Origin of the sequence: Comamonas fluminis, assembly GCF_019186805.1 — a bacterium.
GTDB lineage: Bacteria > Pseudomonadota > Gammaproteobacteria > Burkholderiales > Burkholderiaceae_C > Comamonas > Comamonas fluminis.
The window spans coordinates 948,135-970,314 of sequence record NZ_CP066783.1; the positions used below are offsets into that span (position 1 = coordinate 948,135).

Sequence of the window (22,180 nt, forward strand, 5' to 3'; positions counted from 1 at the left end):
GGCTCTGATGGGGGTGTTTTGAGCTGAGGCAATCAGCTCCCCTGCTTGTCAGGCCTTGGGAATCAGCAAGGTGAAAGTGCTGCCTTTGCCCAGCTCGCTCTGGATTTGCAGCTGCCCGCCATGGCGTTGTGCCACGGTGCGCACAAATGCCAGGCCGAGGCCCACACCATCCATGCGCTGGTGTTGCTGCAGGCGTTCAAAAGGCTGGCTCAGGCGCGCCAGTGAGGCCGCATCCATGCCGGGGCCATGATCGAGGATGGCAAGCCCCCAGAATTCATGGCTGTCAATCACGCTGCACTCCACGGTAGATGTGGCGGTCGTGTCTGAGGGCTTGCCGTATTTGATGGCATTGCTCAGCAGGTTGACTGCGGCGCGGTAGAGCAGGCCGGGGTCGCCTGCAACCATGGTTTCGTTTTCTGGCAGCTCGAAGATCAGCTGTACTTGCTGTTTTTGCGCGGCGGTCCAGCTGTCTGATACGGCCTGATCGGCCAGCAGGCCCAGGTCCAGTGCTTCGTTGCGGTAGCTTTGCTGCTGCGCGCGGGCCAGATGCACAAAGTCGTCTGCCAGCTTCAGTGAGGATTGCGCATAGCCTTCGATGCGTTCAAACAATGCCTCGTCGGCGGAAGGTGCGCGACTGCCGCGCTGCATTTCCAGCAGGGTGATGATGGAGCCGATGGGGCTGCGAATGTCATGCGAGATGAATTGCATGGCCTGATCGCGCTGGGTCTGGGCGCTGCGCAGATCGCTGATATCTACAAGGGTGATGAGCCAGCCTGAGTTGGGTGGCGCCTCGAAGGCTTGACTCAGCAACATGAGGTGGCGGCCCTGGGCATCGCGGCCCTCGCTTTGGCGGGGTAGGGATGCCTGCTGCATGTCGTTGCGCTGCAGCAGCGGGGCTGCAGGTGTCGATGGGGTGCTGTGCCGGCCTGGGGTATTAGCCTGGCCCAAGCCAGCCAGCAGGCTCACCAGATCATCACCCATTTGCAGCTGGATTCCCAGACTGGCGACATAGGCGTGGGCGGCCGTATTGGCCAGCAGCACTTTGCCGCTTCGGTCGCAGACAAAAGTGGCGGATGGGAGCTGGCGCAGGCTTTCACTGACGAAATGGTGCAGAGAGCGCAACTGGCGGGAGGCTTGTTCCACGGCAGCAATGCGCTGATCGAGTGCATCTCCGGTCAGAACATTGGCGCTGCTGATTGGCAGGCCCTGACCTTGCAGGTCGCGCAGCTCCAGTGCCAGAAATTGCGTGGCAGAGCGCAGCCGCAGCCAGCTCCACAGGGGGTAGGCAGAGGCTAGGCCTAGCAAAGCCGCTGCGGGTGCGGTCTGTATGTGACCCCAGCGCGGCGCCAGCCCGGCTGTCAGAAGTGCAAGGATTGCCAGCCCGGCACAGGCCAGCAGCCCGCCAGAAGGGCCAAACCTGGCCAGTGCCAGCAAGGCCAGCAGCACGGCGATGAGATTGAGGGCGCGGTTGAGTTCGGGAGACGCCGGCTCCAGGTGCAGGTCTTGCTGAATGCCGCTGAGCACATGGGCCAGCATTTCCACATTCGAGATCAGTCTGGCGCCAAAGCCGACGGGGGCGGTGAATTTCTCGCCAAGCCCTGCGGCGGTGGCGCCTATCAGCACATATTTGCCGCGAAATGCAGCAGCAGGAATATCGCCGCGCAGCACATCGATATACGAGTACGTGGCAAATGGCGTGTTGCCCTGCTGAGGCGCGGCAAAGGCAATGACCTGAGGCTGCAATTGCAGCCAGGAGGCGCTGGGTGCATCTGCAGGTGCCTGCGCTGGCTGGCATGGCTTGCCCGTCTGGCCTACGCAGTGCAGGCTCAGCGCCATATGCCACTGGGGCGATTCCTTGGGGCCTTCAATGGCGTTGAAGCGGCGCACCACGCCATCGGCATCCACGGGCATCTGTGTATGCCCGAGTGCAATAGCGGCGCTGCGCAGGCTGGACAGGGGCTCGTTGATCTGGGTTTGTGCGCTGCGCGTGATGGGCAAAACGGTGTGGCCATTCCTTTGCAGTGCGGGCTGCAGCAGCAGGTCATCGCCGGGGTAGTCCAGGTCTTCTTCGCTGAAGACAATGTCCATGCCAATGGCGCGTGGCTGACCAGCGGAGATGCGTTCGATGACAGCCGCATGCAGAGCGCGGCGCCAGGGCCAGCGGCCAATGGATTCGATGCTGTGATCGTCAATGGCGACGATGACGACATCCGGCGAGGCTGCGCGCTGGTGCAGCCAGGCCGAGGCGTCCTGTATTGCGCTATTGAAGCGTGTGAGCTGACCGGGGGCGCTGAGGGCATAGACCAGCGTCAGCAGGAAAGCACTGAGCAGCAACCAGCTGTAGCGCAGTTTGGGCGGCTTGCGGCTTGCGGCTTCAGGCATGGGGGCTGGGGTGGTGATTGCTCATGAATGCATAGCTGCTTGCGCCTGCCATGCATTGGTTTGAGTGAGAAAGCGTATGAGGAATCATATTCATCATGCGCAGGCAGCTCACTTTTTTATTGGCGCATCAGACGCACGCCATCGCCGGAGGAAAGGCTTTGGCCATCACCGGTAGTGACCCAGTTGCCCGTCTGAAACTGGCGGGCCGGGGTGAAGTTGCTGCGCAGGCCGTTGCTGTCTTCCACCTGCATCTGCAGGTAATAGCTGCCCGCGGCCAGATCCTGGGTGGACCACTGGGGCTGGGTCAGCCAGGTGTCCACCAGTGGTTTGGAGAATTCCGCATCCTGAGCCACCACGACGTGATAGCGGTGGCCTTCTTCGCCTGCCCAGCGAATATTGCGGCTGCCTTCACCGGCAGAGCCACCCATTTGCAGCTCTGGCGATTTGGGCGCTTCGGCCAGCTTCATGCGCTGGGGCGGGGCAAAGGGACCGGGGTCTTGCTGGCCATTGGTCAGCGTGCGGGTGCTGGCAACGCGCCACTGGTAGTCGCCTACGGGCAGCTTGGCCAGCGCCTGTGCGGCCAGGCTGCACTCCTGCAAGGCACTGACATCAATGAGAGGCTGGGCAAAGTCTGCACCGCTGGCAGCGACTTGAATGCGGTAGGACGAGGCTTGCTCAACCTTGGTGCACTGCAAGCCGCGCTGGCCCAGGCCCACCACGGCATCAGGCTCGGGGGATTCGTACAGCGGCGGCACGGGCGTGGCCTTCACGCGCAGGCTGTGCGTGCTGCGCGCGCCGGGAATGCCGTTGGCATCAATGGCGCGCACGGTGGCCAGATAGTTGCCGTCTGGCACGCCGGTGAGGCGGGCTGGTGATTGCGTAAACAGGCCGCTGCGCACGATCTGGTTCAGGTCTTTGTGCTCGGCCAGTTGAACCTGATAGCGCACTGCACCCGCCATGACGGGCAGCGGCAGGCTAACCCAGCTGGCATCTTCGGCCAGGGCGGGCCACAGAGCGATATCCGGTGCGGGCAGCATGGCCGTGGGTTTGCTCAACTGGCCATTGGCAGAAACAGCCACGCCCTGACCGGGCTTGAGCAGGGCAGAGGGGCGGCCCGACTGTACGGAGACGGAGCCCTCATCCACTGCTGCGGCCGTCTGGCCCTGGGCGTCGGTCAGCACCAGAAACTGGGTGCCGCGCACGCTGGTTGATGCCGATGGGGTGCGAATTTCAAAGCGTCGCTCGGTCTGCACCTGTTTGGAGACAGAGGCTTCAACACCGCCTTCACGCAGGTCCAGCACCGATTGCAGGGTGCCCGCACGGCCTTTGCGGCGCATCTGGCGCAGCTCTACATCAGAGGCAGATTGCACGCGCACCAGCGAACCATCGGCCAGGCGGACCGAGACAAAGCCATTGGCTGGCACCTTGAGCGAATCACCTTCTTCCAGCAACTGACCTTTTTGCACGGGCTGGCTGGCGGCCGCTGTATTGGCGGGCGTGTCGGCCAGGTGGCTGAGCGAGCGAGTGCTGCGCACATCACCCTGCACAAATTCCACCGAGGCCGCCGCAGCGCGCAGCAGGCGTGTGGGAATCCGCAGCACCGAGCCAGGTTGCAGGCGCAGCGGGTCTTGCACGCGGTTATGGCTTTGCAGCGCAGTCCAGCGGGTGTGGTCGCCCAGATAGCGGGAGGCCAGCTGTTCCAGCGTATCGCCCGCAGTCACGCGGTGCTCGATCACATCGCCAGCAGGCGAGGCTGGGCGAATCTGCGCCATTGCCTGACCTGTCAGCGCCAGTCCGGCCACGCCGCTGCAGGCCAGCACCATTTGCATGGAGGGGACGGACTTGCGCGGAAAGGGAATGGACAGGGTTGAGAGGGAAATAGGCATATAGCGTAGATGGGGTGTGCGGTAGTTGCTATGAAAAGTGAAAAAACTCAGTGTCAGGCGACAGAGGTGGTTTCGGTCTCCGGCACATCCAGCCTGTAGCCGTAGCCGTAAATGGCGGAGATGGAATACGGCTGACCAGCGCGCAGATTGAGCAGATTACGCAGACGCGAGACATGGGTGTCCAGAGAGCGGGACTGCACTTCGGAGTTATGGCCCCAGACGACTTCGCGCAGATGATCGCGGGACAGCAGGCGACCCTGGTTCTGGAACAGCGTCAGCGCCAGTGTGTATTCGCGGTGGGTGACTTCCACGGGCTTGCCATCGATTTCGATGCCATTGGTGGCGGTGTGAAAGCGATAGGGGCCGAAGTTCAGCACGCTCTGGGCCGACAGCGGGTAGGCCCGGCGCAGCAGGGCCGACATGCGTGCGCGCAGCTCAGCTGCGCGCACGGGCTTGATCATGAAATCATCTGCCCCGCAGCTCAGGCCTTCAACAATGTCGGCCTCTTCACTGCGGTGGGTGATGAAGATGATGGGCAGCTCTTTGCTGACTTGCTCGCGCACCCAGCGCACTACTTCCGTGCCGGCGATGTCGGGCAACTCCCAGTCCACCAGCAGCAGATCAAAGCTTTCGCGGCGCAGAGCCTGTTGCAAAGCCGTACCTTTGAGAAAGGTGTGGCAGCTGTGGCCTGCTTCTCTTACGACCTGCTCCAGCAGTTGCAGCTGCAGAGCGTCATCATCCAAGGCGGCGATACGCATGTGTCATTCCTTTCGTTCGAAGGACTTGTTCCTCGCAACCAGCACGCATCGGGCATGCTGGCTCCCATCCTCCACTGCAGCAGGAGTTTACTGTTCAGCGGCTTCGCGCAGTTGTTCCAGCGCTTGTACCACTTGCTCGTCCTGCACACCATCTACAGTTTGCAGGCGTGGCTTCAGTGCTGAAAGGGCGCTGGCCCCTTCGCGCTGCAGCTGGGCAATGCTCTGGCCTGCTTCCTTGGGCGCAGCAAAACCCTGGCTTTGCAGCAGCAACTGGCCGTCAGCGGCAACCAGCTTGAAGTAGAACTGGCCATCGGCCTCGCGGTATTGCTTGAACTGGGGCAGCGCAGCCTTGGCAGTCTTGACCTTGGTCTTTTGCGCCTGTGCCAGATTGCGGATGCCCACGGCGCTGCGCAGTTGCTGCAGCAGCGGTGTTGCCAGCTTGCGGGCCTTGATGGCGCCCGCTTGCAGAATTTCTTCCAGCTCGGCGGGGTGGGCAATCAGGTATTCGTAGCGCTCGCGCATGGGCGCGATTTCACGGTCAATGCGCTCGAACAGCATTTGCTTGGCGTCGCCCCATGCAATACCTTCGGCGTACAGCTTGCGCAGGGCAGTGGTTTCTTCTTCGCTGGCAAAAGCCTGGTAAATCTGGAACAGGGCCGAGCCTTCGACTTCCTTGGCTTCGCCGGGCGCGCGCGAGTCAGTGGTGATGCTGTTGATGAGCTTTTTGAGCTGATCGCGTGAAGCGAACAGCGGAATGGTGTTGTTGTAGCTCTTGCTCATCTTGCGGCCATCAAGGCCGGGAAGCGTGGCGACGGACTCTTCCACCACGGCTTCGGGCAGGGTGAAGTACTCGCCGCTGTAGATATGGTTGAAACTGGAGGCCATGTCGCGCGCCATCTCCAGGTGCTGTACCTGGTCGCGGCCCACGGGAACCTTGTGGGCGTTGAAGACCAGAATGTCGGCGCCCATCAGCACGGGGTACATGAACAGGCCGGCAGTCACTCCGTCATCGGGCTCGGTGCCTGCAGCATTGTTCTTGTCCACCGAGGCTTTGTAGGCGTGGGCGCGGTTGAGCAGGCCCTTGCCGGTCACGCAGGTCAGAAACCAGGTCAGCTCGGGAATCTCGGGAATGTCGGACTGGCGGTAGAAGGTGACGTGTTCCGGGTCCAGACCGGCAGCCAGCCAGCTGGCAGCGATTTCAATGGTGGAGCGCTGAACGCGGTCCGGGTCCTGGCATTTGATGAGCGCGTGGTAGTCGGCCAGAAAGTAGAAGTTCTCCACCTTCTTGTCGCGGCTGGCTTCGATGGCAGGGCGCATCATGCCTGCGTAGTTGCCCAGATGTGGCGTGCCGCTGGGGGTAATGCCAGTCAGAAAACGGGTAGTGCTCATAGGATCAACAGCAAATATCAGTAGCGGTCTGTGGCGCCGGTATTAGCGCAGCAAGGCCATGAAGGGGTAGAGAATCAGATCAATGATGGTGTAGCCCAGGCTCATCAGCGGGCGCAGCCAGTAGCTGCCCACCACGCCTGCAATCACCAGCGCCATCACGATGAAAAATCCGTAGGGCTCGATGCGGGCCACGGCTTGTGCCTGCTTCCAGGGCAGCAGGCCGACCAGAATGCGGCCACCATCCAGTGGCGGCAGGGGAAACAGGTTAAAGGCCCACATCACCAAGTTGACGGCAATGCCAGCGCGGCACATTTCGAGGAAAAAGCGTTCGTGCAGGCCCAATCCTGCCATCAGCACCAGAAGCAGTGCCCAGAAAACGGCCTGTACAAAATTCGATGCAGGGCCAGCCAGAGCCACCCAGATCATGTCGCGCTTGGGGTTGCGCAACTGGTCAAAGCGCACGGGCACGGGTTTTGCGTAGCCAAACAGAAAAGCGCCTGAGGTGGCGAAGTACAGCAGCAGCGGCATCAGGATGGTGCCGATGGGGTCGATGTGCTTGATGGGGTTGAGCGTGATGCGCCCCATCATGGCCGCAGTGTTGTCACCAAAGTGGCGCGCGGCATAGCCGTGCGCTGCCTCATGGATGGTGATGGCAAACAGCACGGGCAGTGCGTAGATCAGGACGGTCTGTATGAGTTCTTGGATTTCCACCCTTGAATTGTCTCAGACCGGAGGCCCGAGTGCAGAGGAAGAGCCTGAACGTGAGGCAAGCACTTAGTTGCGCTGTGCATTGGATGTTGCAAAATGCAACAAAACACACCAAAAATCCAGAGACAAGGTTAGGAATTCATCGTGGGAATATTTGCAAGACTGCCCATCAGCATGCGGCTGGTGATCGTATTTGGATCTATCAGCCTGTGGATGCTGATTCTGATGGCCATGACTTGGGGTTCACTGTCATCGGTGGAAGCCGGATTGCAGGCCGGAACCCTGCAGGCCGCGCAGGCCAGGGATTTGCTGGCGGATGTGCACAGCACGCGCTGGTGGGTGCTGGGGCTGGGCAGCGGCGTCTGCGCAGTCTGCGCGCTGGCATGGTTCAGCCTGCGCCGCAGCATCGTGCAGCCGCTGCAGCAAGCCATCTTGATTGCAGAGACGGTGGCGTCTGGCGATTTGAGCCAGGAGTTTTCATCGGATGTGCAGGGTGACTTTGGCCGCTTGCTGACCGCGCTGGGCACCATGGAGGACACCCTGACGGAACTGGTGGGGCGCATCAAGCAGTCCACCGATGCGATTGGCATCTCTGCAGGGGAAATTGATGCGGGCAATGAAAACCTCTCCAGCCGAACCCAGGCCCAGGTCAGCGCGCTGACGGAGACTGCAGCCAGCATGGAGCAGCTGACAGCCACTGTGCGCCAGAACGCAGAGCGGGCTCAGTCAGCCAGCTCGCTGGCGGTATCGGCATCAGAGCGGGCTGAACGTGGCGGCAAAGTGGTGGGGCAGGTGGTGCACACCATGGATGCCATCAGCAGCAGCTCTCACAAGATTGTGGACATCATTCAGGTGATTGAGGGGATTGCTTTCCAGACCAATATCCTGGCGCTCAATGCGGCGGTGGAGGCCGCTCGGGCTGGCGATCAAGGGCGTGGTTTTGCGGTGGTGGCCAGTGAAGTGCGCTCTCTGGCCCAGCGCAGCGGTGAAGCCGCCAAGCAGATCAAGGAGCTGATTCACGCCAGCGTCAGCCAGGTGCAGAACGGCGCGGGGCTGGTGAGCCAGGCGGGCAGCTCCATGCAGGACATCATGCAGGCGGCAGGCCAGGTCAGTGGGTTGCTGGGCGAGATATCGCACGCGCTGCAGGAGCAGAGCGAGGGCATTGCCCACGTGAACATGGCGGTGGCGCATATGGACAGCACCAATCAGGAAAATGCCGTGCTGGTGCAGCAGGCCACGCAGGCGGCAGGCGCGCTTAATGCCCGCACGCAGGATTTGCAGCAGGCCGTGGGTGCTTTCAGGCTGGATGATGAAGAAGCATCGGCGCATGTGCCGTTTCTGGCGCCGGCTGCTGCTGCGCCACGCACCTTCATGGCGGCGGTGCCAGCCAAATCTGCCGTGCATGCAGGCAGGGCTCTGGAGTACGACGAGCGTTGAATCAGCTTGCTGCTGGCAGCAAACGGCTGAGCATCAGCGCGGTAAAACCGAGCTGTATGCACAGGGAAATGCCCAGCATGATGCGGCGATGTTTTGGGCTGTCATTGGCGGCGGCATGGAGGCCTGGCGCTACCTGGAAGCGCTTGCCTGTGGCGTGCGCGTGAGTGTTCCAGGCAGTCCAGGCCGTCGCAATGGTGTAGACCATCGCGAAATGCCAGGTGGGCTGGGCCACCAAGGCTGCCACCACTGACAGCGCGCACAGGCCCGCAATCCACAGCGGCCAGCGGGCCTGCGCAAAGTCTTTGGCGGTTTCGCTCATTGCGCTTGCAGGCCAATGGAGTCCAGACTTCCCAACCCCTGGCGCACCAGCGTTGGCGGGTTGTTGGCTGCCATGGGCGTCAGGTCCAATACCGTGGTGGGTTCGCTAGGGCAGGCGCCGGAATCGACCACAGCATCCAGTTCATGCGGGAAGCGCTCCAGAATTGACTCGGCATCGTTGAGGGGTTCCGTCTCTCCGGGGGCAATCAGCGTGGTGGCCAGCAAAGGCTCGCCCAGCTCTTCCAGCAGCAACTGCAGGCCCTTGCGGTCTGGCACGCGCAGGCCAATTGTCTTGCGTGAAGGGTGGCTCAGGCGTTTGGGGACTTCCTTGCTGGCTTCCAGAATGAAGGTGTAGGGGCCGGGTGTGGCCAGTTTCAGCAAACGGTACTGGCGGTTGTCCACACGTGCATAGTTGGCCAGTTCCGACAGGTCGCGGCACAGCAAGGTCAGGTGGTGCTTGTCGTTGATCTGGCGAATGCGGCGCAGGCGATCTACGGCGTTCTTATCGTCCAGATGGCAGACCAGTGCATAGCTTGAATCGGTGGGCACGGCCAGAATGGCGCCCTTGCGCAGCATGTCTGCCGCCTGCTTGATGATGCGGGGCTGAGGGTTCTCTGGATAAACTTCAAAGAGGGTTGTCATGCAATTCCTTTGGGGACTTCAGGGGCGCTGAATGCGCTCATGCAGCAACTCCCAGACGGGTGTGAGCTGGCTTGGCAGAGGTGGCAGCTCGCCAAGGTCGATCTGAGATTCCTCGGGGCTGTGAAAGTCGCTGCCGCGCGATGCAGCCAGACCGAATTCCTTGGCAATGCCTGCATAGGTCTGGTATTCATGAGGACGGTGGCTGCCGGTGACGACTTCTACGCCTTCACCGCCCAGTTGCTTGAACTCGGAAAACAGCGCGTACTCCAGATTGGCGCTGAAGTCGTAGCGCGCAGGGTGGGCAATCACGGCAAGGCCACCGGCACCCGTAATCCACTGCATGGCATCTTTCAGGCTGGCCCAGGTGTGGCCCACATAGCCGGGTTTGCCTTCGGTCAGGTAGTGGCGAAACACATCATAGGTATCGCTGCAGACGCCTGCTTCCACCAGATAGCGGGCAAAGTGCGTGCGTGAAATCAGCTCCGGGTTGCCTGCATAGCGCAATGCGCCTTCGTATGCGCCACCGATTCCAGCCTGCTCCAGCTGTCTGGCCATTTCGCGGGCCCTGGGGCCGCGGCCATGGCGGGTGTCATACAGGCCCTGTGTCAGTGCGGCATTGTCTGCATCGAAACCCAGACCCACGATATGCACGGTGCTGTCTGCGAAGGTGACGGAAATCTCGGTGCCCGTCAGGTAAGCGATGCCCGCCGCATTGGCTGCGGCCGCTGCGCGGTGCTGGCCGCCCACTTCGTCATGATCTGTCAGTGCCCACAAATCCACACCCCGTGCAGCTGCGCGCTGGGCCAGTTGTTCAGGAGTCAGCGTTCCGTCGGAGACGACAGAGTGGCAGTGCAGATCGGCATTGAGATAGTTTTGAGGCACCACTTCATTGTAGGCGGCACCTTGAATTCACCGCACTGGCGAAAAGACTCAATTTCCGCCAGAACTGGCCGAAAAGCGAAGGGCGCGCACAGGCTGTTTGTTGGATGGCTGACAGAAGAGGCCCGTGTCGATGTCGATGAGGTCAAATTTTGATGAGATTGAATCAGTTCACGGTCGCCCAGAAGCTGTGGTCCTTGGTGGGGTGTCTGCTGGTGGGGTTGCTGCTGGTGACGGCGGGAAGCTTGCTGTATCTGAATGGCGTCAGCGCCACCATTGCCCAGCAGGTGCAGCATGCGCAGGCGGCGGCCAGCCTTGCCAATGAATGGCGTCACCTGACAGAACTCAGCAGCGATCGCTCCATCGTGGCCGCTATTTCTTCTGAAGAAAACCTGGTGGAGCAGCAGCGCAAGCTGATGAGCGAGGGCATTGCCCGCATCAATGATCTGCAAAAGCAGGTGGCAGAACTGGCTGGCGATGAGCTGTCTCGCAAGTCTCTGGAACAGGTCGCGCAGGCTCGCAAAAAGACGCTGGAGATCAACAGCACTGTGCAGAAGGCGCGCAGCGACGGCGACTTCGCAACGGCTTACGACATTGTGGAAAAGCAGTTGCGGCCAGTCACGCAGGAATACATGGCAGCGCAGCAGGCGTTTGTGAAACTGCAGGAGCAACGCCGCAGCCAGGCCATTGTTGACGGCGAACGCAGCCAGAACAACGCCTATATCGTGATTGCCGCCGTGTGCGGCGTGATTGTGCTGCTGGGCCTTGTGACTGCCAGCCTGATTTTGCGCACCATTACTCGCCCCCTGCATGATGCGGTAACGCTGGCAGATCGCATTGCCGATGGTGACCTGACGGTGAATGTGCAGATCGACCGCCATGACGAACTGGGCCGCTTGCTCAAATCACTCAATGCCATGGCCGAGCGCCTTCGCTCTGTTGTTGGGCAGGTGCGCTCGGGTGTGGAATCTGTCTCCTCGGCTTCTGGGCAGATCGCATCTGGCAATCAGGACTTGTCTGCCAGAACCGAACAAACTGCCGCTAACCTGGAAGAAACAGCCGCCAGCATGGAAGAGCTGACGGCCACCGTCACGCAGTCTGCTGATACGGCACGTCAGGCCAATCAGCTGGCATCCACCGCAGCGCAGGCCGCAGAACAGGGCGGTCAGGTTGTGCATCAGGTGGTGCAGAGCATGGGCCAGATCACCGACAGCAGCCGCAAGATTGCCGACATCATTGGCGTTATCGACTCCATTGCCTTTCAGACGAATATCCTGGCCTTGAACGCCGCCGTGGAAGCTGCCCGTGCAGGCGAGCAAGGCCGTGGCTTTGCCGTGGTTGCAGGCGAGGTGCGCAGTCTGGCTCAGCGCAGTGCCGAGGCAGCCAAGGAAATCAAGCAACTCATCACCACCAGCGTGGACAACGTGCAGTCCGGCTCCGAGCAGGTAGAGCGGGCTGGGCAGAGCATGGCCGAGATCGTCGCCAGTGTGCGCCGCGTCAGCGACCTGATCGGTGAGATCACCGCTTCTTCCACTGAGCAGCGTGATGGCATAAACCAGGTTAATCAGGCTGTGAGCAACCTCGATCAGATGACGCAGCAAAACGCCGCGCTGGTCGAAGAATCCAGCGCAGCCGCGCAGTCCATGCAAGAGCAGGCGCGACGTCTGTCTGATGTGGTTGCGGTGTTCAGGCTGGGGCAGGATTCGATTGGCTTCAAAGTCAGCCCGGCTTCGGCTTTCAAACCTGCGATGGCTCCTTCAAAGCCACTGGCGAGTCTTCGCAAACCATCGATCAAGGCTGCGGTTGCAGTGCCTGCGACGGCATTGGCGAATAAGTCTGGTGCCAAGGCTGCAGCGGATGCCGATAGTGGGGATTGGGAAACGTTTTAAAAGAAATGGGCCCTTCGCGGGCCCAAGATTTTTTTTGAGTGGCAGTTATTTGCTGTAATTCGCAGAACGAGGGCCTGCAAGAAGTCCTCGTGGCTGGTTGGGGGATGCAATCAGGCGCTGGCTGGCAATTGCAGAGACTTGAACGCTGCGCTCACTGATTGTGTTGGCAATCTGATTGACCAGCGCTGTGACCAGCATGCCGACCAAGCCGCCACCTGAGTTCTGTCCTTCCGAGCTAGAGGCCGATGCCTGGCCGTCCCAGAGTTGAGTGCCTGTGCGCAAATCTACAAGCCTTGCCTGTAGTGTGACTACAGTTGCACTGCTGATGACTGCATAGCTGGTTCCATAGCTTTTGATGTCCAGGTAGAGACCCGTGTCTGCGCCAAAGATTTCTTTTAGCTTGGCAACTGGAAGGCTTTGCGCATCCTCTGCACTGACGATTCCATTTTCGCGGAACATTTCCTCGGTAACTGCCACTGGCAGCACGTAATATCCAGCTTCTGCCAGTGGCAGAGTGATCTGGGAAAGCACCCCTGCAGGAGCAGTTACCTCGGGGGAGTGGTTGACAGGTGGCAGTACCAGAATCGACGCGGGCTTGGCACTGCGAAGCGCGGAGTAGTCGTATGGGGCGGTACTCGCGCATCCGGTCAGCGCTGCAACGGCAAACAGAGCAAGTGCTTTGATGTAGGTGGTCAGTTGCATATCAGTTCTTTTTGCCGGTAAAGGTTTTCAGAAGCAGATCCATGAATGCGACAGATTCAGGGAAATTTTCTTTTTCGGCAGTGAGCTGCTGAAGCGTTTTTTCGTTGTTACCTGTCTTGGAATAAAGCAGGGCCATATGCGCGCGATAGCCTGGTGGGAAAGCTGCGCCAGAGGCGCGAATTTTTTCCTGGGCCTCTTCCAGTTTCAGAAGTTGATCTTCGGGTGAGCTGCTTCCATCATTTTTCAGATACTGATATACCTGCGGCTGGTATTCATTCCAGGCATATAGAGGTTTGCGGGGGCTGGCGCAGCCTGTAACCAAGGTGCAGGTTGCAATTGCCAGCAATGCGCTGAAGCGGAACATGGTCTGTGTGCTCATTCAGGCCTCCATGCTCCGCCGTCAATACCAGCGGCGAGTTTGTCCACTGCCTCGCGGATAGCTAGATCCAGAACCTTGCCATTAAGCGTGGAGTCGTATCCAGCAGTGCTTCCAAAGCCGACGACTTCACGGTTGGAGAGACTGTATTCACCTGCGCCTTGCACTGCATACACCACTTCAGATGTTTGAACCTTGACAATATTCAAGCTGACTTTGGCGTATGCGACTTGCTCTTTACCGCGGCCCAGAACGCCGAAGAGTTGGCGATCGCCAGTGACTTTGCGACCGAACTCCGTGACATCTCCGGTGACAACATAGCTTGCACCCTTAATGGATTGAGCTTGTTTGTTGAAGCCCGCTTCCTGACGGGTCTCCGTCATGTTGTCGCGATCGAGAACGCTGAAACGACCGCTTTGCTGCAGATGGGATACAAGAATAGTCCGGGCCTGACCGCCCAGTCGGTCCACACCATCGGAAAACATGCCGCGCTGAAAGCTGGATCGATTGTCAAACTTCCCAACCGATATAGGGCTGCGTGGCCCTTGATATGCAACGTTGGCGGAGGCCGGTTTTGCAGTCTCGACTGAACGAGATTGCTCGGTGGTCGCGCAACCCATCAAGCTTGCAGTCATCACAATGGCTGCTGTAGACCCTGCTAAAAATCCTGAAATCTTCCTCATGAATTCTCCTGCTTTGATTTGTGTTGATTTTTACAAATTGAAACATTAATTTTAGCCGTGAGAAGCTAGCGGCAAAAGAATTGTTTTCTTCGTCATTTGTTCTGGATGATTTTGACTATCGACGCCAAAGATGGAGCATGAAAATAGGTTTTTTTGCATTGTTTCGGGAGAAATTCGGGAAAGTCCTCCCTCTGCCTCGCTCAATTTATTGAAAATTATTTGTAACAATAATTAAAATTAATTTCTGAGAAATCCATGTATCTGGGTTTCTATGGAGGGAGGAGCGTCAAGGCCAGGAATTGACCGTCAGAGTCATGCCAACCAGCCTGAAAGACACGATGCGGGCGCACCAGTTGTGGCTTTGAGCCGCCGATTTGCTTTTGCCATGCAGCGCTGAATGCTGCAGCAGAAGCGGGATTCGTGCGTCTCGCAAATTGTGTGAATGGGTTGGTTCATGAAGTTGTTTCAATTCACCGTAGCCCAGAAGCTGTGGGCATTGGTGATCGGCCTTCTGGCTGGCATGCTGGTTGTGGTTGCAGGCAGCCTGGCTTATTCAAATCAGGTCAGCGAAGGCACTTTGGCCGAGGTTGCGCGTGCGCAGACCGCAGCGGCACAGGCGCGGGAGTGGCGCATCCTGACGCAGATGAGCATGGACCGCTTTACGGCGGCGGCCATGTCCACCGAAGAAAATCTGGTCGAGCATCAATACAAGCTGATGGCGGGGCTGATTGCCAGCATCAACACCTTGCGCGACAAGGTGCTGGCGCAGATCACCACGGATGAGGCCAAGCGCCTGATGGCCGAGGTCAATGTGCACCGCGACAAGCTGTTTTCTGTCAACAAGGAGGTCGATCAGGCTCGCCGGGCCAAGGAGTTCGAGCTTTCGCAGCAGCTGATTGCGGAAAAGCTCAACCCGCTGGCCGAAAAATACTATGCGGCGCTGGATGCCTATGTGCAGCTGCAAGAGCACTACAAGACGCAGGCGGTTGAGCAGGGCGCTGCCAATCGTTCTCAGTCCTATGTGCTGATTGCTGCGGCCTGCGCATTCATCACGCTGCTGGGGCTGGTGACGGGGCTGATCATCATGCGCTCCATTACCCACCCGCTGGCGCAGGCGGTGCAACTGGCGGATGCCATTGCGGATGGTGATCTCAGTGCCAGCACCATGCACCAGCGCGATGATGAACTGGGGCATCTGCACAAATCCCTCAACGCCATGACGGCGCGGCTGCGCACCGTGGTGGGGCAGGTGCGTTCAGGGGTGGAGTCGGTGTCGTCGGCCTCAGGCCAGATTGCCAGCGGCAATCAGGACCTGTCTGCCCGTACCGAGCAAACCGCCGCCAACCTGGAGGAAACCGCAGCCAGCATGGAAGAGCTGACGGCGACGGTCACGCAATCTGCAGACACCGCACGCCAGGCCAACCAGCTGGCATCGAACGCTGCCCAGGCAGCCGAGCTGGGCGGCCGCGTGGTGCAGCAAGTGGTGCAGAGCATGGGGCAGATTACCGATAGCAGCCGCAAGATTTCCGACATCATTGGCGTGATTGATTCGATTGCGTTTCAAACGAATATTCTGGCGTTGAATGCCGCGGTGGAAGCCGCCCGCGCAGGCGAGCAAGGCCGTGGCTTTGCCGTGGTTGCGGGCGAGGTGCGCAGTCTGGCCCAGCGCAGCGCAGAGGCCGCCAAGGAAATCAAGCAGCTCATCAATACCAGCGTGGAAAACGTGCAGTCTGGCTCGGAGCAGGTAGAGCTGGCGGGCAAGAGCATGACCGAGATCGTGGGCAGTGTGCGCCGCGTCAGCGATTTGATTGGCGAGATCACAGCTTCATCGACCGAGCAGCGTGACGGCATCAACCAGGTCAATCAGGCAGTGAGCAATCTCGATCAGATGACGCAGCAAAACGCGGCGCTGGTTGAAGAATCCAGCGCTGCAGCCTTGTCCATGCAAGAGCAGGCAAGGCGGCTTTCGGGGGTGGTGGCGGTGTTCAAGCTGGGCAGCACTGCAACCCATCGCCCGGCATCGGCAATGGCTCCGGCTTTGGCTCCAGCACTGGCTTCCGATTTTGCGTCGCGCCCAAGCACTGCGCGGGCACAGTCGGCGCAGATGCCGGTGCCGCGAAAGACGGCATCAAAAGCCTATCAAGCCCAGGCAGAAGAAGCGGTGGCTGCTCCTAAAAAAGTATCGCTGCCTGCAGCCAGGCCACAGCTGGTGACCGCTGTGGATGAGGACAATTGGGAGCAGTTTTAAGAGGCGCTTCAGAGCAGCGGCTTCATACCGCCTGCCTCATACCGCCTGCTTCAGTGCAGGCGGTATGTGCCACTTGGCTGCTTTGGGCAGCTCAATTGCGTCGTCTTCAGCGGGCACATAGGCAATTGTGGGCGCATAGCTGCCGCTGTCGATGTTGTGCAAAAGATCGCGTAGCAGGGCCGGGGTTGTCACGTCCAGGCTGCAGCGGCTGTAAAGCCGCCAGAACACCAGTGTGGCAATGCCCAAGTCGCACAGCGGGTGGGCCAGGATGGCGCGGGCTTGCTCAGGTTCATGCATGAACCAGGCGATGTTGAACAGCTCGATAGCGGAGCTGGCCTGCTCGATCTGGATCAGCCAGTCCTGCGCAAACCAGTGAGAGACATCGTCGCTGGTGTAGTAGACATAGCTGGGGTCGCCAGGCGTGGGCTGATACAGCGCAGCGGGAATGTCCAGCGAGTTTTGCAGCATGGGGACGGGGTCGAAGTGCAAGTCTGCGGCTGCCACATAGTCTTGTGGAAAGCGCTGCAGCACTGTCTGTATCAACGTGAAGACTTGCTGCTTTTGTGCAGACTTGAGCTTTTGCCCCAGCTTGTATTTCTGATATTCCTGCGGCTGGCTGAGCCAGAAAATCTCAGCCGCCGTGGCGCGGCTGCACAGCGGGCTCTGGGCAATCCAGAGCATGCGCTGCACGCCGTTGTCCCAGTTGTGCCGCTCTGCCAGATAGGCCAGTTCCTGCGGCGTTCGTAGCTGCTCAAAAACCTCGCGGCTCAGGTCTTGTTCGGCGATGTTTTCATGGAAATGCGCGTCGATAAAGTCTTTGCGATCTTGCGGGAGCATGAAACATCCTTTATCAATTTTGATAGCTGTATGCGCATGGCCTTCAAGCGCTTGAGGCTTTAAAGACCCATGTTTCCAGCGCCACCTTCAAAGCCTTGCACCGCCTCGATCAGAAACTGCACCTTGCGCTCGCCACGCCACTCGTTGATATCCAGGCGATAGGCCAGCGTGGTGCGGGCGGGCAGCGGCTCGGTATGGTTGAACCAGATGCCGTCGATTTTTGAGCCGTGGTGCAGCAGCTCCAGCTTCAGATGCTTTTCGCCCACCAGACGCTGCGAGGTGATTTCCATCTCTTCGCTGAAGGTGGGTGCGGCAAAGCCCTGGCCCCAGACGGCTAGCTGCATCTGCTCGATCAGCGCGGTGTTCAGCCATTGCGGCGACAGCGGGCCATCGGTTTCCATGCGGCGCGTCAGCGTGGCGGCGTCCAGCCATTCCTGGGCGACCTGGGCCAGCGCCTGCTCGAACTCGTCAAAGCGGGCTTCTTCAATCGTGCAGCCCGCCGCCATGGCGTGGCCGCCAAAGCGCAGCAGCAAGCCGGGGTGGCGCTTGCTGACCAGATCCAGCGCATCGCGCAGATGAAAACCGGGAATGCTGCGGCCCGAGCCTTTGAGTTCATGCTCTTTGCCCGGTGCGCCGCTGGCGGCGAAGACAAAGGTGGGGCGGTGCAGCTTGTCCTTGATGCGTGAGGCCACAATGCCGACCACGCCTTCATGAAAGTCGGGGTCAAACACGCTGACGGCGGCGGGCGGCGTGATGCCGTCTTCGCACAGACCTTCGGCCATGAGGAAGGCGTGCTCACGCATGCCGACTTCAATCTCGCGGCGTTCGCGGTTGATGCTGTCCAGCATGCGTGCCAGATTGTCGGCGCGGCTGGCGTCTTCGGTGGTCAGGCATTCGATGCCGATGGTCATGTCAGCCAATCGGCCCGCAGCGTTGATACGCGGGCCCAGCGCAAAACCAAAGTCGAAGGTGGTCGCCATATCAAAACGGCGGCCCGCCGCGTCGTACAGCGCACGGATGCCGGGTTGCATCTGGCCTTTGCGCACTTGCTTGAGACCCAGCGCCACCAGACGGCGGTTGTTGGCATCGAGCTTGACCACATCGGCCACCGTGCCCAGGGCGACGAGGGGCAGCAGCACTTCCAGGCGCGGCTGCGTGTGCTTGTCGAAGCGGCCCCGGTTGCGCAGCTCGGTGCGCAGGGCCAGCAGCACATAGAACATCACGCCCACACCGGCCATGGACTTGCTCTCAAACGTGCAGCCGGGCTGGTTGGGGTTGACGATGGCGTCCGCCAGCGGCAGATGCGAGCCGGGCAGGTGATGATCGGTGACGACCACACTCAGGCCCAGCTCCTTGGCCACGGCCACGCCTTCCACGCTGGCAATGCCGTTGTCCACGGTAATCAGCATGTCGGCGCCGGTCTCTTTGACGCGGCGCGAAATGGGCGCTGTCAGGCCGTAGCCGTCCACCACGCGGTCGGGCACCAGATAGTCCACATGGGTAGCGCCCAGCATGCGCAGGCCGCGCAGGCCCACGGCGCAGGCGGTGGCGCCGTCGCAGTCGTAGTCGGCCACGATGCACAAACGCTTTTGCTGGGCAATCGCATCGGCCAGCAACTGCACTGCGGTGTCGATGCCGCGCAGGCCAGCAGGGGCCAGCAGCCGTGCGGGCGCTTCGTCCAGTTCATCGGGTGAGCACACGCCGCGTGCGGCATACAACTGGGCCAGCAGCGGGTGAACACCTGCCTGCTGAAGCGCAGAGACGCTGGCGTTGGGAATATCGCGGGGGATGATTTTCATCGCTGGGCCGCCCCAAGATGAAAATGCGGCCCCCTTGGGGGGCGCCCGGCATAGGGGAAGCGATCTACGCGAAGCGAGAGAGCGTGGGGGTCAATTTTCATAGCATGTCCCGCAGATCAGGCAATGACTTGCTGCCAAAAAGACTCTTGATCTTGTCCATGAGGCCCTGAGGCTTGCTTTGCCAGGTCACTGCATTGCGTTCGCCGCAAAGCGTGAGCTTGATGGACTCTCCCTTGGCAGCACGCTGCTGCAGCACGGCGATCAGGCTTTGATCGAGTGCCTTCCATGCCTCGCGCCAGCCTTGGGGGTTGCCTTGCAGGGCTGCCTCGCTCAAATCGCCTACGCAGACGGTTTGCGGCGCAGTTACTGGCAGCTTGGGCAACTGGGCCAAGTCACCCGTGCCGTGCACCCAGAAGGAGTTGATGGGCGCCAGGCCCCGCTCGGCACGCTGGTCGTTGAAGACATTGGTGTAGAGCAGCATTTGCAGCTCGGTCTGCAGGCGCTGGATGACGGCGCCCTGAATCGGATCGGGGAACCAGGGGCGCACATCGCGGCCCATGGCGCGGTCCATGGAGGCGGTGGCCAGGTTTCGCAGTGGCTCGCCTCGCGCCAGCCAGGTGTCGGGGCGCAGGTATTCGAGGGTGATGCCGTCGTCGCTGAACCAGGGTGCAATCAGCGCCAGTAACTGGCGCGATTCTTCTTCGCCCAGTGGTGCACTGGCCGGGTCGGTCTGGTGCACCTGATCGGGCGTGACATGCCAGTGGCAGGGCGTGATGAAGGCGCAGGCTGCCGTGCTGTCCTGCGCTGCCAGCGCAGCCCAGGGAATCAGGCCGGGGGTATCGGGCAGTTGCATGGCGCGGGCCAGCATGCGCTCATGGGGGGGCGAGAAATCCATCTCGTCGCCCTGAACAGTAGTGCTGGGCGACATGGTGGCCAGCAAGGCCTGCAGATGGGGGAGCTCCAGCCCATCCCAGGCCTTGGGAATGTCGGCAGGACCGCCGGCGTAGGCCACGATGATTTCGGAATTTCCTGCAGCCAGGGCGCGGGCGGCAGAAAGCAAAGGCGCGGTCAAAGACATGGGGCTATTGTCGTGCATGGCCTGAATGGCACGGGGCGTGGGGTGGTTTGTCTATCCCGCCGTGCGGCAAAACAGCGCAGGAATGCTGCAGCTTTGGCATCTGTGCGACAGAAGTCTGGCGCTGACGACAGGGCATTGCAGGCAATGCCACAATGCATGCCAACATGCAATTCCCCTACGAACTGGCCGTTGGCTGGCGCTATACCCGGGCGGGGCGCGCCACACGCCGAAATGGCTTTATCTCCTTTATCTCCGGTGTTTCCATGCTTGGCATTGCGCTGGGCGTGGCGGCCTTGATCATTGTGCTGAGCGTGATGAACGGCTTCCAGAAGGAAGTGCGCGATCGCATGCTCAGCGTGGTTTCCCATGTGGAAATCTTTGCACCGCAGGGCGCGCCATTGCCCGATGTGGAGCGCACCATGCGCGAGGCCAGAGCCAACCCTGATGTGGTGGGCGCAGCGCCTTTTGTCTCGGCACAGGCGCTGCTGGCGCGTGGTGAGGACATGAAGGGTGCGTTGGTGCGTGGCATAGACCCTGCGCGTGAGGGCGAGGTGACCGATCTGGCCGCCACCAGTGGTGAAGTGCTGCAGCGCCTGCATGCGGGCGAGTTCAAGGTGGTGCTGGGCATTGAGCTGGCTCGCTCTCTGGGCGTGACGGAGGGTGATGTGATCACGCTGATCGCCCCCAGCGGCCAGGTTACGCCAGCGGGCGTGCTGCCACGCATGAAGCAGATGGAAGTGGCGGGCACGTTTGACTCCGGCCACTATGAATACGACTCTACGCTGGTGATGATGCATTACGAGGATGCGCAGCGTATCTTCCGCCTGGAAGGGCCGACCGGCATACGCCTGAAGCTCAAGGACTTGCATGAAGCGCCGCGCGTGGCCCATGAACTGGCCGACACGCTGACAGACCGCCTCTTCATCCGCGATTGGACGCAGCAGAACAAGACTTGGTTTGCCGCCGTGCAGCTGGAAAAACGCATGATGTTCATCATCCTCACGCTGATCGTGGCGGTGGCGGCCTTCAATCTGGTGTCCACCCTGGTGATGAGCGTTCAGGACAAGCGCGCTGACATTGCCATTCTGCGCACGCTGGGTGCGTCGCCATCTTCCATCATGGGCATTTTCATGGTGCAGGGCGCCATGGTGGGCGTGATAGGCACCCTGGCCGGGCTGGCGCTGGGCCTGCTGATTGCCGTGAATGTTGACGTCATCGTGCCCGCCATTGAGCACGCGCTGCACGCCAGCTTCCTGCCCAAGGACATTTACCTCATCAGCAAGATGCCCAGCGAGCCGCAAAGCGCCGACATTGTGCCGATTGCCGTGATTTCTCTGATTCTTTCTTTTGTGGCGACGATTTACCCCAGCTGGCGTGCCAGCCGCGTGAACCCAGCGGAGGCACTGCGCTATGAGTAATGTTGTGATGGGCCAGACCGTGCTGCAGGCACATGGCCTGACCAAGCGCTTTGCCGAAGGCAAGCTGGATGTGACCGTGCTCAAGGGCGTGGATTTGCAGGTGCATGCGGGCGAGACGCTGGCGATTGTGGGTGCTTCGGGTTCGGGTAAATCCACCATGCTGCATTTGCTGGGCGGGCTGGATGCGCCCACCAGCGGCAGCGTGACCCTGATGGGCCAGCAGTTGCATCAGCTCAGCCCGCAAAAGCAGGGTGCGCTGCGCAACCAGCATCTGGGTTTTATCTACCAGTTTCACCACCTGCTGGCCGAGTTTTCAGCGCAGGAAAACGTGGCCATGCCGCTGCGTATTCGCCGTGATGACTATCAGGACTGCATGGACCGCGCTGGCGAGATGCTGCGTGCCGTGGGCCTGGGTGAGCGCATGACGCACAGGCCCGCAGAGCTGTCTGGCGGTGAGCGCCAGCGTGTGGCCATTGCCCGCGCACTGGTCACCCGTCCTGCCTGTGTGCTGGCCGATGAACCCACCGGCAATCTGGACAGAGGCACGGCAGACTCCGTCTTCGCTCTGATGCTGGAGCTGGCGCGCAGTAATGGCACGGCGTTTGTGATGGTGACGCACGACGAGGCACTGGCCGCACGCTGCGACCGCATGGTGCGCCTGGTGCGCGGCCAGCTGGCCTGATGAATCTGGCCGGGTACCGGCTGATCTCGAAAAAGGCTCCTTCAAGGAGCCTTTTTAATGAAATGGGGT

At 60.5% G+C, this 22,180-nt stretch carries 19 protein-coding genes; 5 read left to right on the forward strand and 14 right to left on the reverse strand.

The window, feature by feature from the left end:
• Positions 1-48 precede the first annotated feature (48 nt).
• The 5 genes from JDW18_RS04715 to JDW18_RS04735 form a co-directional block, all read right to left on the reverse strand.
• Positions 49-2,382 (reverse strand): CHASE2 domain-containing protein, encoded by a 2,334-nt coding sequence (locus JDW18_RS04715; RefSeq protein WP_218242559.1) that lies wholly within the window; start codon positions 2,380-2,382, stop codon positions 49-51.
• A gap of 116 nt (positions 2,383-2,498) precedes the next feature.
• Complete coding sequence (locus tag JDW18_RS04720) at positions 2,499-4,211, reverse strand: FecR family protein (RefSeq protein ID WP_218243768.1); 1,713 nt, start codon at positions 4,209-4,211, stop codon at positions 2,499-2,501.
• 110 nt (positions 4,212-4,321) lie between these two features.
• Positions 4,322-5,026 (reverse strand): response regulator transcription factor, encoded by a 705-nt coding sequence (locus JDW18_RS04725; protein WP_218242560.1) that lies wholly within the window; start codon positions 5,024-5,026, stop codon positions 4,322-4,324.
• Between the two features lie 87 nt (positions 5,027-5,113).
• Positions 5,114-6,415, reverse strand: coding sequence for a tryptophan--tRNA ligase (locus JDW18_RS04730; protein WP_218242561.1), 1,302 nt, complete (start codon positions 6,413-6,415; stop codon positions 5,114-5,116).
• Between the two features lie 42 nt (positions 6,416-6,457).
• A complete protein-coding gene (locus JDW18_RS04735; RefSeq protein ID WP_218242562.1) occupies positions 6,458-7,126 on the reverse strand; it encodes a site-2 protease family protein in 669 nt (222 codons plus the stop codon).
• 171 nt (positions 7,127-7,297) lie between these two features.
• On the opposite strand from JDW18_RS04735, the gene JDW18_RS04740 reads away from it, so the two are divergent.
• The gene (locus tag JDW18_RS04740) at positions 7,298-8,560 is read left to right on the forward strand and encodes a methyl-accepting chemotaxis protein (protein ID WP_218243769.1); all 1,263 of its coding nucleotides are present in this window, start codon (positions 7,298-7,300) and stop codon (positions 8,558-8,560) included.
• 1 nt (position 8,561) lies between these two features.
• Here the strand turns inward: JDW18_RS04740 and JDW18_RS04745 are convergent, their stop codons facing one another.
• From JDW18_RS04745 to JDW18_RS04755, 3 genes are read right to left on the reverse strand one after another with little or no spacing between them, the layout of a single operon-like run.
• On the reverse strand, positions 8,562-8,879 hold the full coding sequence (locus JDW18_RS04745; RefSeq protein ID WP_218242563.1) for a hypothetical protein: 318 nt from the start codon (positions 8,877-8,879) through the stop codon (positions 8,562-8,564).
• Entirely contained in the window at positions 8,876-9,520 is a 645-nt protein-coding gene (locus JDW18_RS04750) for an L-threonylcarbamoyladenylate synthase (RefSeq protein WP_218242564.1), read from the reverse strand. The genes JDW18_RS04745 and JDW18_RS04750 overlap by 4 nt, the downstream gene beginning before the upstream one ends.
• Before the next feature lie 18 nt (positions 9,521-9,538).
• On the reverse strand, positions 9,539-10,402 hold the full coding sequence (locus tag JDW18_RS04755) for a 3',5'-nucleoside bisphosphate phosphatase (protein ID WP_218242565.1): 864 nt from the start codon (positions 10,400-10,402) through the stop codon (positions 9,539-9,541).
• 152 nt (positions 10,403-10,554) lie between these two features.
• On the opposite strand from JDW18_RS04755, the gene JDW18_RS04760 reads away from it, so the two are divergent.
• Positions 10,555-12,288 carry a methyl-accepting chemotaxis protein gene (locus JDW18_RS04760; RefSeq protein ID WP_218242566.1) on the forward strand — a complete coding sequence of 578 codons (1,734 nt, stop codon included), beginning with the start codon at positions 10,555-10,557 and terminating at the stop codon, positions 12,286-12,288.
• Between the two features lie 45 nt (positions 12,289-12,333).
• Here JDW18_RS04760 and JDW18_RS04765 read toward each other — a convergent pair whose 3' ends face one another.
• The 3 genes from JDW18_RS04765 to JDW18_RS04775 are packed head-to-tail and all read right to left on the reverse strand — an operon-like array spanning position 12,334 to position 14,001.
• On the reverse strand, positions 12,334-12,990 hold the full coding sequence (locus JDW18_RS04765) for a DUF799 domain-containing protein (RefSeq protein ID WP_218242567.1): 657 nt from the start codon (positions 12,988-12,990) through the stop codon (positions 12,334-12,336).
• Position 12,991: 1 nt separating this feature from the next.
• Positions 12,992-13,369 carry a DUF4810 domain-containing protein gene (locus JDW18_RS04770; protein WP_218242568.1) on the reverse strand — a complete coding sequence of 126 codons (378 nt, stop codon included), beginning with the start codon at positions 13,367-13,369 and terminating at the stop codon, positions 12,992-12,994.
• Complete coding sequence (locus tag JDW18_RS04775; protein ID WP_218243770.1) at positions 13,366-14,001, reverse strand: CsgG/HfaB family protein; 636 nt, start codon at positions 13,999-14,001, stop codon at positions 13,366-13,368. The genes JDW18_RS04770 and JDW18_RS04775 overlap by 4 nt, the downstream gene beginning before the upstream one ends.
• A gap of 502 nt (positions 14,002-14,503) precedes the next feature.
• On the opposite strand from JDW18_RS04775, the gene JDW18_RS04780 reads away from it, so the two are divergent.
• A complete protein-coding gene (locus tag JDW18_RS04780; RefSeq protein ID WP_218242569.1) occupies positions 14,504-16,297 on the forward strand; it encodes a methyl-accepting chemotaxis protein in 1,794 nt (597 codons plus the stop codon).
• A 36-nt stretch (positions 16,298-16,333) separates the two neighbouring features.
• On the opposite strand, the gene JDW18_RS04785 is transcribed toward JDW18_RS04780, so the two are convergent.
• The 3 genes from JDW18_RS04785 to JDW18_RS04795 all read right to left on the reverse strand — a co-directional run bounded on the left by JDW18_RS04785 (position 16,334) and on the right by JDW18_RS04795 (position 20,011).
• The gene (locus JDW18_RS04785; RefSeq protein ID WP_218242570.1) at positions 16,334-17,134 is read right to left on the reverse strand and encodes a DUF4274 domain-containing protein; all 801 of its coding nucleotides are present in this window, start codon (positions 17,132-17,134) and stop codon (positions 16,334-16,336) included.
• A 59-nt stretch (positions 17,135-17,193) separates the two neighbouring features.
• Entirely contained in the window at positions 17,194-18,933 is a 1,740-nt protein-coding gene (gene recJ / locus JDW18_RS04790) for a single-stranded-DNA-specific exonuclease RecJ (protein ID WP_218242571.1), read from the reverse strand.
• 97 nt (positions 18,934-19,030) lie between these two features.
• Entirely contained in the window at positions 19,031-20,011 is a 981-nt protein-coding gene (locus tag JDW18_RS04795; protein WP_218242572.1) for a phosphoglycerate mutase, read from the reverse strand.
• A gap of 164 nt (positions 20,012-20,175) precedes the next feature.
• On the opposite strand from JDW18_RS04795, the gene JDW18_RS04800 reads away from it, so the two are divergent.
• Complete coding sequence (locus JDW18_RS04800; protein WP_218242573.1) at positions 20,176-21,429, forward strand: lipoprotein-releasing ABC transporter permease subunit; 1,254 nt, start codon at positions 20,176-20,178, stop codon at positions 21,427-21,429.
• A complete protein-coding gene (gene lolD, locus JDW18_RS04805) occupies positions 21,422-22,111 on the forward strand; it encodes a lipoprotein-releasing ABC transporter ATP-binding protein LolD (protein ID WP_218242574.1) in 690 nt (229 codons plus the stop codon). The genes JDW18_RS04800 and lolD overlap by 8 nt, the downstream gene beginning before the upstream one ends.
• Positions 22,112-22,180: the final 69 nt, after the last annotated feature.